At 57.5% G+C, this 15764-nt stretch carries 18 protein-coding genes; 8 read left to right on the top strand and 10 right to left on the bottom strand.

The genetic code is table 11. The annotated features are described in order from the left end of the window. Positions 1-153: 153 nt before the first annotated feature. The 7 genes from RX972_RS08055 to RX972_RS08025 form a co-directional block, all read right to left on the bottom strand. Positions 154-645, bottom strand: coding sequence for a GAF domain-containing protein (locus RX972_RS08055; RefSeq protein WP_231667092.1), 492 nt, complete (start codon positions 643-645; stop codon positions 154-156). Between the two features lie 130 nt (positions 646-775). Continuing rightward, positions 776-1714: an ABC transporter permease gene (locus tag RX972_RS08050; protein ID WP_316873914.1), complete on the bottom strand. Its 939-nt coding sequence runs from the start codon at positions 1712-1714 to the stop codon at positions 776-778. Then, positions 1714-2835 carry an ABC transporter permease gene (locus RX972_RS08045; protein WP_122395302.1) on the bottom strand — a complete coding sequence of 374 codons (1122 nt, stop codon included), beginning with the start codon at positions 2833-2835 and terminating at the stop codon, positions 1714-1716. The genes RX972_RS08050 and RX972_RS08045 overlap by 1 nt, the downstream gene beginning before the upstream one ends. Beyond that, complete coding sequence (locus RX972_RS08040; protein WP_316873909.1) at positions 2828-4342, bottom strand: ABC transporter ATP-binding protein; 1515 nt, start codon at positions 4340-4342, stop codon at positions 2828-2830. The genes RX972_RS08045 and RX972_RS08040 overlap by 8 nt, the downstream gene beginning before the upstream one ends. Continuing rightward, positions 4339-5430, bottom strand: a complete 1092-nt coding sequence (locus RX972_RS08035; RefSeq protein ID WP_316873907.1) for a BMP family ABC transporter substrate-binding protein — start codon at positions 5428-5430, stop codon at positions 4339-4341. Before RX972_RS08035 ends, RX972_RS08040 begins: the two co-directional genes overlap by 4 nt. A gap of 45 nt (positions 5431-5475) precedes the next feature. Then, on the bottom strand, positions 5476-5862 hold the full coding sequence (locus RX972_RS08030; protein WP_316873905.1) for a glyoxalase: 387 nt from the start codon (positions 5860-5862) through the stop codon (positions 5476-5478). Further along, entirely contained in the window at positions 5862-6875 is a 1014-nt protein-coding gene (locus RX972_RS08025) for an isopenicillin N synthase family dioxygenase (protein WP_122395299.1), read from the bottom strand. Before RX972_RS08025 ends, RX972_RS08030 begins: the two co-directional genes overlap by 1 nt. A 378-nt stretch (positions 6876-7253) precedes the next feature. Between RX972_RS08025 and RX972_RS08020 the strand changes: the two genes are divergently transcribed. Both RX972_RS08020 and RX972_RS08015 read left to right on the top strand, forming a co-directional pair. Beyond that, a complete protein-coding gene (locus RX972_RS08020) occupies positions 7254-7499 on the top strand; it encodes a helix-turn-helix transcriptional regulator (protein ID WP_316873901.1) in 246 nt (81 codons plus the stop codon). Then, complete coding sequence (locus RX972_RS08015; protein WP_099270770.1) at positions 7492-8730, top strand: type II toxin-antitoxin system HipA family toxin; 1239 nt, start codon at positions 7492-7494, stop codon at positions 8728-8730. Before RX972_RS08020 ends, RX972_RS08015 begins: the two co-directional genes overlap by 8 nt. 24 nt (positions 8731-8754) lie before the next feature. On the opposite strand, the gene rutR is transcribed toward RX972_RS08015, so the two are convergent. Next, the gene (rutR, locus tag RX972_RS08010) at positions 8755-9507 is read right to left on the bottom strand and encodes an HTH-type transcriptional regulator RutR (protein ID WP_027898845.1); all 753 of its coding nucleotides are present in this window, start codon (positions 9505-9507) and stop codon (positions 8755-8757) included. A gap of 416 nt (positions 9508-9923) precedes the next feature. Here rutR and rutA point away from each other — a divergent pair, with 416 nt between their 5' ends. From rutA to rutF, 5 genes are all read left to right on the top strand, one after another. Then, positions 9924-11006 (top strand): pyrimidine utilization protein A, encoded by a 1083-nt coding sequence (gene rutA, locus RX972_RS08005; RefSeq protein ID WP_027898844.1) that lies wholly within the window; start codon positions 9924-9926, stop codon positions 11004-11006. Further along, a complete protein-coding gene (gene rutB, locus RX972_RS08000) occupies positions 11006-11746 on the top strand; it encodes a pyrimidine utilization protein B (protein ID WP_264760377.1) in 741 nt (246 codons plus the stop codon). The genes rutA and rutB overlap by 1 nt, the downstream gene beginning before the upstream one ends. Positions 11747-11755: 9 nt before the next feature. Continuing rightward, on the top strand, positions 11756-12139 hold the full coding sequence (gene rutC, locus RX972_RS07995) for a pyrimidine utilization protein C (protein WP_027898842.1): 384 nt from the start codon (positions 11756-11758) through the stop codon (positions 12137-12139). 218 nt (positions 12140-12357) lie between these two features. Next, on the top strand, positions 12358-13137 hold the full coding sequence (rutD, locus tag RX972_RS07990) for a pyrimidine utilization protein D (RefSeq protein ID WP_122708822.1): 780 nt from the start codon (positions 12358-12360) through the stop codon (positions 13135-13137). 13 nt (positions 13138-13150) lie between these two features. After that, complete coding sequence (gene rutF, locus RX972_RS07985) at positions 13151-13684, top strand: NADH-dependent FMN reductase RutF (protein ID WP_122708823.1); 534 nt, start codon at positions 13151-13153, stop codon at positions 13682-13684. A 161-nt stretch (positions 13685-13845) separates the two neighbouring features. Here rutF and RX972_RS07980 read toward each other — a convergent pair whose 3' ends face one another. Then, a complete protein-coding gene (locus tag RX972_RS07980) occupies positions 13846-14199 on the bottom strand; it encodes a hypothetical protein (RefSeq protein WP_122395292.1) in 354 nt (117 codons plus the stop codon). A gap of 222 nt (positions 14200-14421) precedes the next feature. Here RX972_RS07980 and RX972_RS07975 point away from each other — a divergent pair, with 222 nt between their 5' ends. Next, positions 14422-15114, top strand: coding sequence for a hypothetical protein (locus RX972_RS07975; RefSeq protein WP_122708824.1), 693 nt, complete (start codon positions 14422-14424; stop codon positions 15112-15114). 71 nt (positions 15115-15185) lie between these two features. Here the strand turns inward: RX972_RS07975 and RX972_RS07970 are convergent. Continuing rightward, on the bottom strand, positions 15186-15764 hold a 579-nt coding region (locus RX972_RS07970), incomplete at its 5' end, for an IS3 family transposase (RefSeq protein ID WP_316873886.1).

Raw genomic sequence — 15764 nt, 5'->3', positions numbered from 1 at the left:
ATGACATCACGCCATCATAAACGTTTCAGCACTGGAGAAAATAAGCTTCAAATGACAGACGGCCGGTTAGCAGGTGCTACCGGCACAAGATCGTGTTTTGCGGGGGGTATAGCGGGGATAGACGGGTTTACGGGTATTGATTACGAAATATTTCTACGCTGCCGCAGCAACTCGCGTCTGCAGGTCGAGCGTCACGCCGATCAAGCGGGCGAAGATTTCCAGCGTCTGAATCAAATCCGGATCATCCAGCCTGGCAGGCAACGGATCAAGGGCACACAGTGTGCCGAAAAATGCCCCGTCAGCCAGGATGATCGGCAACGACACATAGCTTTCGAAACCATACTGTTTGGGCACAGGATGGTTCACGAAGCGCGGGTCCTCACTAACTTTTGAAATCACCACGGCGGCGTGATGCTGACGAATTTCCTTGCAGATGGTCGCTTCGACGTCCAGCTCATCGCCAGGGGTGACGCCAAACTGAATTTCATCGTGGACAGCGCAGGCAATCCAGCGCTGATCGGTGACCCGGGCAATGGCCGCAAAACGCAGCGACGTCAGTCGCGTCATCAGGCGCAGAATATTGGAAGTCGCTTCGACCTCGGCGATCGCTGCGACTTCAGCATCAGTCAATTGGATGGCTGTCACGTATGTGTACTCGTATGGTTCGGAGTCCGGACGTAAAAGTGAGCTCCTTCACAAAACGCCAGGCGGTTGCGCATCCTACGTTGGCAGTCCCCTGCCCGGCAACTGCCTGTGATGCCGCACCCTGCCCGCCTCAGCGTCGCTCCTCACGAATGAACGCTTCGCCCAACGCTCCCGGCTGATTGCCTGAACCCGCTGCCTTTGCGTTTTTATCCATTGCCACCCAGATCATGACCATCAGCGTGACGGCATAAGGCGTCATCAGCACGAAGTATTGCGGCAGGCGAATGCCGGTGGACGCCAACTGTGGGATCAGCGCCTCGATGCAGCCGAAAAGAATGGCACCGGCAAGGGCGCGCCAAGGCGACCAGCGGGCAAAAATCACCAGCGACACCGCAATCCAGCCACGTCCGCCGGTCATGGCGGCGATCCACATCTTGGTGCTGAGCACCGAAATATAGCCGCCTGCCAGGCCGATCAACGCTGCGCCCGCCAGAATTGCAGCCAGTCGATAACCCAAAACAGAGATACCTGCCGCGTCCGCCGCCTGAGGATTTTCACCAACGGCTCGCAAGCGCAGACCGGCATTACTGCGATAAAGAAACCAGACGACACCCAGAAAAATAAGCGGTGTCAGGTAAACCAGTGGGTTTTGTACAAAAATCTTTCCGATAAGCGGCAACCCGGAAAGTGGCCAAAGTGCCACTGCGGCCAGCCCGGTTACAGGTTGGTTGGTCCATTCAAGCAAGGTGCCCAGCAATCCGGTCAGTCCCTGACAGAAAAACACCAGTGCAAGCCCGGCGATGACCTGGTTGATACGCATCACCAACACCATCAGCGCGAACAACAGCGACACCACACTGGCAGCGAGCATGGCCATGATCAGCGAGATCATCGGCGTGCTGAAGCTTAGTTGGGCGCCGATCGCCGCCAGTGCGCCAACCAGCATCAAGCCTTCGGCCCCCAGCGCTAGAACCCCGGCACGCTCGGTCAGAATCAGGCCCAAGGCCGCCAGTGCGAATGGCACAGCAAAGTCAGGGGAATTGCCCAGCCAGTTGGCAATCATGTCCATCACTGCTCTCCCGTTTGAATCAGTCGCATGCGATGACGAATGAAAAAGTCTGACGAGGCCACACAGATCACCAGAATGGCCTGGATCAACTGCACCATGGAAAACGGGATCTGGTAGAACACCTGCAAACTGCGTCCGGCCACGAATAGCAGCGCGACCAATAAAGCGACGATGGTCGCCGCCACAGGGTTATTGCGCGCCAGGAAGGCAATCAGAATTCCGGAGAACCCATAGCCCTGATAGAACGACTGAGTCAGGCGGCCTTCCTGCCCGGCGGTGACGATAAATCCGGCAATCCCGGCCAGTGCCCCGGAAAGCAGCACCGTGCCGATGATCATTTTGCGCACCGGCACGCCGACGGCATCAGCGACGCGCGGATTGGCATCAACGAAACGCAGGTAAAGGCCCGCCCGGGAAATACCGATAAACCACAGCGCGAAAACAGTGACGATGATTGCCAGCACAATCGCCGCGTTGTAGCCATCGAGCAGATCAGGCAAGCGCTCAAAGCTTCGGAATGCCGGGGAGTATGGAAAGTTGTCACGAGGATCTTTCCAGTTGCCGTAAAGCAGATGCAGAAGGAAATTGGCGGCGATGTAGTTGAGCATCAGGGTCGAGATGATTTCGTTGACCTTGAGACGCAGCTTGAGCAGCACGGGCGCGAGGGTCCAGAGCACGCCGCAGATCATTGCCGCCGCCAGCATCAACGGTAGCCGAATCGACGGCGGGCCGACTTCGAACAACGAAATCGCAGTAGCGCCAATGCCGCCCCAGATCATCTGACCTTCGAGGCCCAGGTTCCAGAACCGCGCACGAAACGCCATGCACCCGGCCAGCCCCACCAGGATCATCGGCGCGGCCTGAAACAACACCGCTTTGAAATTCTGCGGGTCCAGCACGGTCAGCACGACAAACTCATTGAGCAGTTCTTCTGCCGGAACACCCGCGCCCACCAGAATTGCCGCCGAGATGGCCAGGCCAACCACCAATGCCAGGGCAATCACCAACGCTTGCCAGTACCAGGCCAACTGTTGACGAATTTCCAGCGCATAGCGGCGCGAAAGCAGTGGCTGACGTCGTGCAGGCTTTTGAGTCGAGGATTGCAGTGTCACGTCAGTCATGACTCACCATGGCCTTGCCTATCGCCTGGCGATCCGCCGGGCGTTCGAATTCTGCGACGATCCGGCCGCTGTTCATGACCCCGATACGGTCGGCCAGCATCAGCACCTCATCGAGGTCTTCACTGATCACCAACACCGCCGCTCCGGCATCCCGGGCGGCCCGCAAACGACCGTGCACCGCAGCGGTCGCCTTGGCATCCAGCCCTCGACTGGGACTGTGTACCAGCACCAGTTGCGGGTCGCGGCTGAACTCCCGGGCGATTACCAGTTTTTGCGCATTACCACCGGACAGCAGCGCGGCTTTCTGCTGCAGGGAGCGAACACCCTGCACGTCGAAAGCGCTTATAGCGGCGGTGGCATCTTCATCCATACGCTTGCTGCGCAGGCGAAAAAACGAGCCGTAACGACCGCTGTGGATCTGCCCGATAGCAAAGTTCTCGGCCACCGACAGCGAGCCTGCCAACGCTGCGCCGTAGCGGTCGGCGGGAATCGAAGCGATGCGCAAGTCCCGACGTTGCTCGGCGGATGCGCCGCACAAATCGCCAAAACCCTGCAGCAGCATTTCGCCCTCTACCGCTTGAGGCAGGCCCATCAAGGCGTTGGCCAACTCACTCTGGCCGTTACCACCCACCCCGGCGATGCCATAAATTTGCCCGGCATGCAGGGTCATATCGACGCCAGCCAACGGTCCCTGACCCGCTACAGAGCGCAGATTGCGCACCACCAGTTTTGCCTCGCCCGCCGGGGCTTGGGGATGCTCGGCAAGGGTCTGCGATTCACCCACCGTCAAGCGCACCAGTTGCTCGACCGATACGCTTTGCGGATCAAGGGTTTCCACGGTTCGACCACCGCGCATCACCGTCACCCGGTCGGCGTAGCGTTTGACGTCGGACATTTTGTGCGTCACTAGAATCACCGCCGCGCCCTGCCGTGCAAAGGACTGCACGGTCGCCAGCAAGCGCTCGGCTTCCTGATCGGTCAGCACAGCGGTGGGCTCGTCGAGAATCAGGATCCGCGCACCGGCCAACAGCACTTTGAGAATCTCCACCCGTTGCTGCTCGGCAATCGAAAGGTTTTCGATGGTCTGACGCGGATCAATGGCAAAGCCCAGCTCCTGAGCCTTGGCGCTGATCTGCTTTTCGAGTGCTTGCAGACGTTTGCTGTAGGTGCCCTGCCCCACGGCATCGGGCAGGCCGAGCAGAATGTTCTGGGCAACAGTGAAAGGTCGCACCAGCTTGAAATGCTGGTGGACCATACCGATGTGGTAACGGCTCGCGTCCTTGGGGCCGCTGAGCCGCACCGGGTTGTCATCTATCAACAGCGACCCGCTCTCCGGCGCATACAAACCGGCGGCAATGTTCATCAGCGATGATTTGCCCGCGCCGTTTTCGCCAAGCAGCGCATGCACTTCACCCCATTTGCCGGTGAAGTGCGCGTCAGTCAAAGCCTTGAAACCGTCGAAGGATTTACTGATGCCGGTGAGCTGGATCGCGTTCGCCTGACTCATTGCTGAGAAGCCACGCCTTTGACGAACCAGTCCATCTTCCACAAGTCGGCATCAGGCATGCTTTTGCCCGCCGCGATTCGCTCCTTGCCATCGCGATCACTCATCGGGCCGCTGTAAATGATCTTCTGCCCTTTCATCAACTCCTCGCGAGCGGCCTCGATCTTTTGCTTGTTCTCGGCAGAAATATGCTCGCCCGCTGTCAGCGTAATGTCTGTGCCGCCTTGCTCCATGGACAGCAGCGCGCCTTTTGGATCGGGCACCCAGTTACCAGCAATAATTTTCTTCAGCTCAGGAGCCAGAAAGCGATCCCAGACCCAGGCCGAAGAACAAACGGTGGCCTTGGGGGCGAACTCACTCAAGTCACGGTGGTGGCCGGTGCCCAGCACGCCGCGCTCCTGGGCGACGATTTGCGGTGTTGGGCTGTCCACGTGCTGGCCGATCACGTCGGCACCGTTATCGATCAGAGCCATGGCAGCCGCGCGCTCTTTGACAGGGTCATTCCAGGCGCCGGTGTAAATCACGTTGACCGTGGCATTCGGGTTGATCTGCTGCGCGCCCAATGCAAAGGCGTTGACGGTCCAGTTGACCTGACCGAACGGGTTAGCGGCGACAAAGCCCAGCTTGCCAGTCTTCGAGGCTGCGCCCGCCGCCATGCCGCACAGGTACTGACTTTCGTAAGTACGGCCGTAGAAGGATTCCAGATTTGGCGCATTGGTCGTGCCGGAGCCGTTGAGGAAAGCGATCTTCGGGTATTTCTTCGCCAGATCGAGGAAAGTATCGGAGTAGCCAAACGCGGTGCCGATGATGACGTTCGCTCCCCGGGCAATCAGTCGATCAACCACGGGCGTAATTGCAGCGGCGTTTTCCGGCACGCTTTCCACGTACTGGATTTTGGTACCCAGCTCTTTCTCCAGCTTGACCCGCGACTCATCGAACGCCTGAGTCCAGCCACCATCATTGCGTGGGCTGATATAGACCATGGCGATCTTCGCCGGCTTCTCCAGGGTCAAGCCCTCTGCCGATGCGCCGTGTGCCAGACCCAGCAATATTGCAGCACCCAAGGTTCGCTTAAGAAATCTGTTGAGCATTGTTGATCATCCTGATGAATGGCTGAAGGGACAGGGTTGGGAGGGTCAGAGCATGAAGTTGATACGGAACACGTTCTGCTCAGGGTCGAGTAGCACCGCCTGGTACCAGTTGTAGTAAGTCAGATAAGGCGCCTTGATCAGGGTTGCGCCCTTGGCCAGCGCCAAGGGCACCAGCCGATCTACATCGGCCTGCCCGGTGACATCAATGTTCAGTAAAAACTTCACACCGCTGGCCGAACAGTAATCGCCAAGACCCAATAGCTCGTAGGCTTCAGGAGCATTGAAGCCAATGCACGATTTGCCGGTATCGAGACCACGAAAGATCGGCGAGCGAATCGCCTCCACTTCCTTGAAGTCGAACAGGTCGGCGTAGAAGCAGCTCAGGGCGACAATGTCTTTGGCAAACACATTCACATAAGAAAGTGTGTTCATCAGGCCACCTTGCTGCCGCCGAAAGTGGTCTGCTTGACGAACTTCGACAGCAGATGATCGCCCGACGTAACAGCGGCGTGCAGTGGGGTTTCGCCTTCAGCCAGGCAACCCGGCAGGCACTCGATCACTGCGTCGTAATTAGGCTGATGAAAAAACACCAGCGACTGGCGCCGGTTGTCTGAAACGCTGTCCTGGGGGGGATTGACCACTCGATGCAAGGTAGAAATCCAGCGATCGTTGGTCCACAGCATCATCAAGTCGCCGATATTGACCACGAAACTGTCCTCGACATAGGGCACATCGACCCACTCGCCTCGCTGATTACGCACCTGCAAGCCGCCAAGTGCGCTGTCCGGACGAACGATGGTCATGCTGCCGTAATCGGTGTGCGCACTGGCGCGCATTTGTCCGGCTTCAACCTCGCCCTTGATGTCCGGATAACTCAGGCTGCGAAACATACTGATGTGGCGGTCAATGGTGCTGTCGAAATAGTGCTCATCCAGCTCCAGCGCCAGTGCGAAAATACGCATCATTGCCGCAGCGAGCTCACTCATTGCGGCGAAGTACTCGCAATAAGCTTCCTGAAAACCAGGCAACAGATGTTCTGCAGGCCAGACATTGGGCGCGAAGTGCGAACCGGCGACGGCATTGTGGTAGTAGTCATCACCAGGCACGTGGGTGGGGCCAATGGAAAACGATTCCTTGAGATCGCCGGGTGCACTTTCTTCCAGCGAATAAGACAGGCTTTCCTCGGCGATTGCGCTGTAACCGCGCACCATCTCCGGGCTCGGCCGATCGACTTTGCGCTTTTGCTCAAGGGGCAGATCAAAAAACTCACGGGTCAGTCGAGACACGCGCTCAAGCAGTTCAGGTGAAATCTGATGGTGTGTGATGACCAGAAAACCAATGTCCCGACAAGCCTGATTGACCTGACGAGCCACAGCAGCCTTGCCCTCGGGGTGGCCGGAAAAGAACGGTGCAAGATCGATGATGGGGACGGATTGCAGGGTCATACGAGTAACACCTCTCTCGACACAGCATTGAACACGCACCGGTTACCCGGCCCTGATATGCAGGAGAGAAAAGCAGTAACTGTGCCAGTCTTTGAATAGCTATAACTTTCAGGTGTTTAGCGTTTTAAGCAGATAAAAACAGATCAAATGGTCCGAAGCAGAGCACTTGGTTTGGGCGGGACGAGCACGAAAAGCGGGCATGGGGGCTGAAGACGGATCAAGGGTTGAACGGGCTGAAGTCGATTGATCGCAGATCATGTCGATCGCAAATCGGAACCTGATCACGCAGTGAAGAACAGCTATCAAAATCTTTTTGCATCAAATACGATGCGAATCACGCTATAAATTATTTATGCACCGTATAGGATGCAATTTTAAGTGAATGAATTAGCTACATTGATCAGAAATCTGCGCAAGAGCGCTGGCCTTTCGCAAAGCCAACTCGCAGACCGGCATGGCATGAGTCGAGCGACCATTTCCGGCATTGAGAACAACACTATCCCCGAGGTCGGCATTCGCAAGGTTGCGGCAGTCCTTGAAGGCTTGGGCTATGAATTGACTGCGACCCCCAAACGTCGACGCAAGACCCTTGATGAACTGAAAGCGGGAAACGTCCATGAATAGCTCAGCAAGTGAAAGGCTGCACATCGGCGCAGGGGGAGTCGCTGCCGGAACTCTGGGGCGTGGTGGAAAAAACAATCGCGACTCGATTTTCTCCTATAACCAGCCACTGACCGAAAAGGACGCCGTGTCCTTGACCATGCCAGTGCGCCTGGAGAGCTACAACTGGGAGTACGGAATCCATCCGCTATTCGAGATGCACCTACCCGAGGGGCATCTCAAAAATGAACTCACGCGGCGCTTCAGCAAGTCGGTGCGCGGCTTTGACGACTTCGCATTGCTGGGCATCGTCGGCCCACATCAGCTCGGGCGCATCAGCATCGCCCATGCCGCCAGCGACGAGCCGCTTCCCGAGATCAATCTTTCCGAACTGTTGATCTACGACGGGGCGGAAGACTTGTTCGATAGCCTCATGAAAACTTACGCCGCCTACTCAGGGGTTTCAGGCGTTCAGCCAAAAGTACTGATCCGCGAAGCTGACGAGAAGGAAGGCGAAACTGGACGAATTACCCATCGGGGTGCCACGCACATCGTTAAAACATTCCACGACCCGGAATTCCCCCAACTGGCCGCCAATGAGTTTTTCTGCATGCGGGCAGCATTCCATTCCGGTCTTCAAGTACCTGAAATCCAGCTTGGCCGCCAAGGAAGATTACTGGTCGTGAAACGCTTCGACGTCGCTGACAGCGGCTACCTCGGATTTGAAGACATGTGCGTGCTGTCAGGCTGGGGGACAGTCAAGAAGTATGACGGCAGCTATCAAGGGTGCGCCAGGCTGATCCAGTCTTATGTCACGCCGTCCCGTGTTACTAAAGCACTGGAGGACTTCTTCATGATGGTCGCGCTTTCTGCCGGTATCCAGAATGGTGACGGGCATTTGAAAAATTTCGGGTTGCTCTATGAAAACTGTGCCGAGGACGCAGACATCTGGCTCGCGCCAGCTTACGACCTTGTGACCACCACGGTATATGCAGGAAACGACATCATGGGTCTGTTGCTGGGCGGTTCAAAAGCCTGGCCAAAACGCAAGATGCTGGTCCAGTTCGGGCGCACGTCGTGCAGCTTGACCGAAGCCCGCTGCGCCGAACTGCTTGGCAGAGTAAGCACTGGCATGAGCCGGGCGATGGCCGAGCTTTCGGAGTACCGCAAGACCCATCCGGAATTCGAGCCGGTGGGAGAAAAAATGGCCACGGCATGGGCGAAAGGCTTGGCCAGGAGCATTGAGCCAGAATAACCCTGCGATTTTTTTAATCAGGATTTAACGCGGGCAAATCCCATTGAGAATCAGCGCCCGGAGATTCTCCAGCGTCTGCGCAAAGAACACCGGATCATCAAGCGTCTTGCCGGTCACCGCGTTGATCTGGCTGGCGAAGTCCGCATAGTGCTGGGTGGTGGCCCACAGCGAGAAGATCAGGTGATGCGGTTCAACCGGTGCCAGTTTGCCCGCCTCTATCCAGCCCTGAATCACCGAGACCTTGGCCTCAACGATATCGCGCAGTGGCTGCTCCAGTTCAGCCAGCATCAACGGCGCACCCTGAATGATCTCCAGACAGAACAGCCGCGACTCGGCGGGATGGTCACGGGACAATTCCAGCTTGACCCGGATGTATTCGCTGATTGCCTCGACCGGATCCTGCTCTGCACTGAAGCCGCGCAACGGTTTCAACCATACATCCAGCAACTGGCGCAGCACACTGGTGTAGAGCTCCTCTTTGCTGGCGAAGTAATAAAGCAGATTGGTCTTGGACACATCGGCCATGCTCGCCACCTGATCCAGGCTGGTGCCATGCAGGCCGAAGCGCGAGAAGATTTCCAGCGCAGCGTCCAGAATCGCCGCACGCTTGCCTTCTATCAAACGCATCCGCCGCTTGACCGTCGACGCACTGGCCTCGCGCGTGCCCTTGCCTTTAACCACAGGCTTGGCTTTAGCCTTGAGCGCAGGCGCCTTGGGTTTCACCACACGGCTGCGTTTGACGGATTTGGGAGGCGCCACTGGAGGTTCGTTGTTCACATTTACGACCGCATCAACATTGAATACCGGGGCACTTTACCTTGGTGGATGGGGGATAGACCACAAACCGAAGCACGCAATGTCCATGGCACCTCGCTGTCGTGCAACCAACACTGGACCTGTAGGAGCTGCCGAAGGCTGCGATCGCGGCATATCTGGATGAATGCTTCGCAGCCTTCGGCAGCTCCTACTAAAACCGGACTTCGGTATTCCTGCCCCGTCTGCGTGCACCGCGCACAAACCAAGTGCTCTAATCCAGACCAAATGGTCTGAAACCCATACCATTATTCAATCAACTCTTTGTTTTAAAACAACAATCAAAAGCTGGCCTGCTTCATGCAAAACGTCCTGTGTAGCGTGCTGCCGGACTTCGCCGGGCGCACCGTTCATTGCCACCGCATGCAAGAGGCCTTCACATGGATATTGGAATCTTCATCCCTATCGGTAACAACGGCTGGCTGATTTCCAGCAACGCGCCGCAGTACATGCCGACTTTCGAATTGAACAAGACAATCGTGCAGAAGGCCGAGCATTACGGCTTCGAATTTGCCCTGTCGATGATCAAATTGCGCGGGTTCGGTGGCAAGACCGAGTTCTGGGAACACAACATGGAGTCCTTCACGCTGATGGCGGGACTCGCCGCTGTCACCAGCCGCATCCACCTGTTCGCCACCGTTGCGACCCTGACTATTCCCCCGGCCATCGTGGCGCGTATGGCCTCGACCATCGACTCGATTTCCGGCGGCCGCTTCGGGGTGAACCTGGTAACAGGCTGGCAAAAACCGGAATACGAACAGATGGGCATGTGGCCGGGAGATGAGTTCTTCTCGACCCGCTATGAATACCTGGCCGAATACGCCCAAGTGTTACGAGACCTGTGGAGCACCGGGCACAGCGATCTCAAAGGCAAGTACTTCACCATGAACGACTGCCGCGTCAGCCCTAAACCTCAAGCTGACATGAAAATCATCTGCGCAGGCCAAAGCGAAGCGGGCATGGCGTTTTCTTCGCAATACGCCGACTACAACTTCTGCTTCGGCAAGGGTGTGAACACCCCGATGGCTTACGCGCCAACCGCTGCCAAGCTGATCGAGGCCAACGAAAAAACCGGCCGCAACGTCACTTCCTGCCCGCTGTTCATGATCATCGCCGACGATACCGATGAAGCCGCCCGCGCCCGCTGGGAGCACATCAAGGCCGGGGCTGACGAGGAAGCTATCGCCTGGCTCAGCGAAAAAGGCTCAGCCGACAAGAGCCCCGGCTCGAACATGCGGCAGATGGCCGATCCAACTTCCGCCGTGAATATCAATATGGGCACGCTGGTGGGTTCATGGGCGTCGGTGGCACGCATGCTCGATGAAGTGGCCAGCGTACCTGGCACCCAGGGCGTGATGCTGACCTTCGATGACTTCGTTAAAGGCGTGGAAGATTTCGGGCAGAAGATTCAACCGCTGATGACCAGTCGCCAACACATCAATCTGCTCAAGGAATCTGCCTGATGAATGCAACTGCCCCTGTATCAGGCTATGCACCACCGCAGTCCGCAGAAGCTGCTCGGCAACTTCCTGCAAGCCCGGAACCGCTGAGCATGAAAGCCTGCGAGACGGCCTTGATCGTGATCGATATGCAGAACGCCTATTCGACGCCGGGCGGCTATCTGGACCTCGCGGGTTTTGATGTGAGCAGCACCGGGCCGGTGATCGCCAGCATTCAGAAGGCAGTGGTCGCAGCGCGCGCCGCAAGCATGCCGGTGATTTTCTTCCAGAACGGCTGGGACCCGGATTACGTCGAAGCCGGCGGCCCGGGTTCGCCCAACTGGCATAAATCCAATGCCCTGAAAACCATGCGCAAACGCCCCGAGCTGCAAGGCCAACTACTGGCCAAAGGCGGCTGGGACTATGAGTTGGTGGACGAACTGAAGCCACAGCCGGGCGACATCGTATTGCCGAAAACCCGCTACAGCGGCTTCTTCAATACCAACTTCGACAGCGTGCTGCGCAGCCGTGGCATTCGTAACCTGGTGTTCACGGGTATCGCCACCAACGTATGTGTTGAGTCGACCCTGCGCGATGGCTTCTTCCTCGAGTATTTCGGCGTGGTGCTGGCCGACGCCACGCATCAGGCGGGTCCGGCGTTCGCGCAGCAGGCGGCCCTGTTCAACATCGAAACGTTTTTCGGCTGGGTTTCCAGCGTTGAAGATTTCTGCAGCACGTTCACTCCCAAAACTTCCACTCTCTGAGGAAAGCCCATGACCAAGAAAGCGATCATCCCAGCCGGCACCACCAAGCCTATCGCCCCGTTTGTGCCGGGTTCAATGGCTGACGGCGTGCTGTATGTATCCGGCACCCTGCCCTTCGACAAAGACAACAACGTCGTGCATGTGGGCGACGCGACCGCTCAGACCCGCCATGTGCTAGAGACCATCAAGAGCGTGATTGAAACCGCAGGCGGCACCATGGACGACGTTACGTTCAACATGATCATGATCAAGGACTGGGCCGACTACGCGAAGGTGAATGAGGTCTACGCCGAATACTTCGCCGGGGAAAAACCTGCGCGCTACTGCATCCAGTGCGGTCTGGTAAAACCCGAAGCACTGATCGAAATCGCCAGCATCGCCCACATCGGCTGATTTCACAGGACGCCTGTCGCTGGATCCGTAACAAGGTTGAACCCGTAGGAGCTGACGAGCACCGCGAGGCTGCGATGGCGGTCTGTCTGATACACCGCCATCGCAGCCCCGCGGCGCTCGTCAGCTCCTACCGGTCCAGCGCTTGATAGCGGCAGCGCGCGGTGAGAATCCCCCCCTTTAAACAAGCAGGCGCTTGAGCGCCTGTAATGGAGTCTTGCATGCACTACGAAATCCTCGGCAACCAGGCCGCCGATGCGCCGACCCTGGTATTGAGTTCAGGCCTGGGCGGCTCGGCCCGGTTCTGGGCACCGCAACTGCCAGTGTTGACCGAACGCTATCGGGTGGTGGTTTACGATCAGGCTGGAACTGGCCGCAGCCCGGCGACCCTTGCCGAGGATTATTCGATTGCGACCATGGCCGCCGAGTTACTCGCACTGCTCGACAGCATTGACGTACAGCACTGTCACTTCATCGGCCATGCGCTGGGTGGACTGGTCGGACTCGAACTGGCTTTGCAGCGCCCGCAACTGTTGCAAAGCATGGTGCTGATCAACGCCTGGAGCAGCCCGAACCCGCACAGCGAACGCTGCTTCGCGGTGCGCAAGAATCTATTGCGCGACAGCGGTCCGGCGGCTTACGTCCAGGCCCAGGCACTGTTTCTTTATCCTGCCGACTGGATCGCCGAACACAGCGCGCAACTGGCCGAAGATGAAGCCCATGCGCTGGCGCACTTTCCCGAGACCAACAACCTGCTGCGCCGGATTGCCGCATTGCAGGCGTTCGATGTCGAAGATCAGTTGCACAAGATCACCACGCCGACCCTGCTGCTCGCCAACCGCGATGACATGCTGGTGCCGTGGCAGCGCTCGCAACATCTCGCGAGCAAGCTTTCAAACGGTGAACTGGCTCTGCTCGAATATGGCGGCCACGCGTCCAGCGTCAGCGACGTCGAGCCTTTCAATCGTGTACTTCTCGATTATCTGACCAGCCAGGCCTGAACGGAGAAACCCCATGCAAGCATCCGAACTTCTTGCTGTCGCCCAGACGTTGCTGCCGATCCCGCAACAGGATTACCGCAATGCCATGGCCGGACTGGCCGCGGCGGTCAACGTAATCACCACCGACGGCCCGCACGGTCGTTGCGGATTCACAGCGACCGCGGTGTGCAGCGTTACCGATACGCCGCCGACCTTGCTGGTCTGTCTGAATCGTTCGGCGTCGGTGCACGCAGCGCTGACCGCCAATGCGACGCTATGCGTCAACACCCTGACCTGTGAACAGCGTGATCTGTCCAGTTTGTTTGGCGGCAAGACACCCATGGTTGAGCGTTTCGCCGCCGCGCAATGGGAAACCTGGGTGACCGGCTCGCCGGTGCTGGAAGGTGCCGCGGCCTCGTTTGATTGCCGGGTCAGCCAGACTGTCAGCGTGGGTACGCATGACATTCTGTTCTGCGAGGTACTGGCGCTGAGTCGACAGCAGGATGCTGCGGCGCTGGTCTATTTTGATCGTGGGTATCACGGGTTGAGTGCGGTGGGTGTGCTGTAGCAACCGAGCATATCGAACTGAAACCAATTTACTGTGGGAGCGAATTTATTCGCGAAGGCGTCAGGTCGACCGACAGACAGGTCTCGGATGTACCGGCCTCTTCGCGAATCTCCCACAGGGTCAGCGCTTGCAAATCGGCAACGCGGTGTCAGGGCGTTTGGTCACTCAACCCGCTTGATCGACACCACTTCAAAATACTTGTACTTCTCTTTCGCAGCCGCCTTGCGGGCTTCCTGTTCAGCGTCGAAGGTGCTCAGGGTTTTGGCTTCGTGGACGAACAGTGTTTCTTCGCCTTCAAACTCTTTGGTCACCCGCAATGTCACCAGCAGCGCCGGTGACAGACGCTTGGCTTTCGGGCGCGGTGCCGGTGGTGGAGCCTTGGCAACGGGAGCAGGCGCTGGCGTCGGAGTCGGCTCGGGCTTGAGCTCAGGCTCCACAGGCGCGGGTGCTGCCGGTGAAGGCACATCCAGGCCCAGCGCTCTGCGCATATCGTCTTCGGTCAAACCTGTGCTCATGTGCCGCTTTCTCTGTTTGTCAGTGGTTCAAGGGCGAGATGATCAACAGACACAAGACAAAAAACAAGTACGGGATTGTACCGTTTTGCTATCAAGCGCCCGTAAGGCTTGAAATAGAGGGCTGCGGGATTGGTCCGTGACAACGTCGTCCGCGTCCACTAGATTATGCGCCCCGAAAGGCCAGTGACTTTTCGCGCCTCAAACCTGAAATAGTGAAATTCAATGCTTGATTCCCAGACAAATGAATCCGTGACCTCCGCCAAGCTCGAGTACGAAAACTCTATCGGTCTTTCACAGCACGCACCTCAGGCCAAGACCATCAGCGAGATGGTGCTTGATGCGTTCCAGACCGCCAAGGAAAGCGACGAGATTCGTCAGCTGCGCGCCGCGATCCGTGCTGCGCAGGACAGTTATGACGATGACAAGGCCTACGAACTGATGGGCGAACTCAAGCGTCTCAAGGACGCCGAAGCAGCCGACAGCCTGGCACTGGCCGATTTGAGCACGCAGTTCCCGATCAGCCGGATCCTGTCCAGCTACAAAGACGATCCTGCCTTTCAGGAGCTGGTCTACAGCCTGGCCCTCAAAGTGCTGAACCAGACTCATCAGGCGATCAGCAACCCAAGCACAGGCAAAAGCAAAGCTGCCCGCGCCAAGAAAGAAGCCGAGGTCTACACCATCAGCAAGGACGGCCAAAGCGTCAGCCTGCCTTTGCGTACTCCGCGCTCCAGCCTGAATGTCGACCGTGAAGCCTTCGAGTTCCTCGGTTTCACTTTTGTAGGCGAAGGCGACGAAGCCACCCTGCAGGACGAAACATTCACCGATAACGAAGGCAACGAGTTGCCGGTCAATCGCAAGAATGTTGTGACTGCGCTGCAGCAGGGCAAGGCGTTTGAGGGTTACAGCATCGCCTGAGATTTGAAACGCTCTCCCTGTAGGAGTGAGCTTGTAATGGTCCAGTTTTTTTGGACCGTTCCGTAGGAGTGTTAGGCCGCCAGTTTTTCGAAAACAGCTGGCGGCAGGTTATTCGAGGCAGAGTGGCAACGTCGATGGTTGTAGTGAGCAATAAAATCCATCACGTCTCGTTCTGCCTCGAAGTGATTCGAGTAACCGTTCTCAGGTGACCAATCGTGTTTCTGTGATCGGAAGTAGCGTTCCACAACCGCATTGTCCCAAAAGTTTCCGCGCCGACTCATGCTCTGCACGATTTGCTTCTCGGCCAGATAGCTAACGAAGCGGTCAGCGGTGTATTGGCATCCCTGATCCGAGTGAAACACCAGCTCGGAAGAAGGTCGGCGCAGCCCCACCGCAAGTCGTAAAGCCTGCAATGAAAGCTCGGTATCGGCCGTCCTTGAAAACGCCCAGCCAACGATCCTGCGCGAGAAAAGATCCATCACAATTGCCAGGTACAGCCAACTACCACCGACACGGATATAGGTAATGTCTCCCGCCCAGAACGTGTTGGGATGTTCAGGGTTAAAGCGTCGTGCCAGCACATTGGGCGCAATGTTGGACGGTTTGGTAGCCCGTCGATAGTGCGCATGCTGTGCCCGACGCCTCACCAA

It is taken from the genome of Pseudomonas syringae group sp. J309-1 (genome assembly GCF_032582135.1).
Classification (GTDB): Bacteria; Pseudomonadota; Gammaproteobacteria; order Pseudomonadales; family Pseudomonadaceae; genus Aquipseudomonas; species Aquipseudomonas quasicaspiana.
Note: the sequence above shows the minus strand (reverse complement) of the source record. Positions and strands in the feature narration are given on the sequence as shown.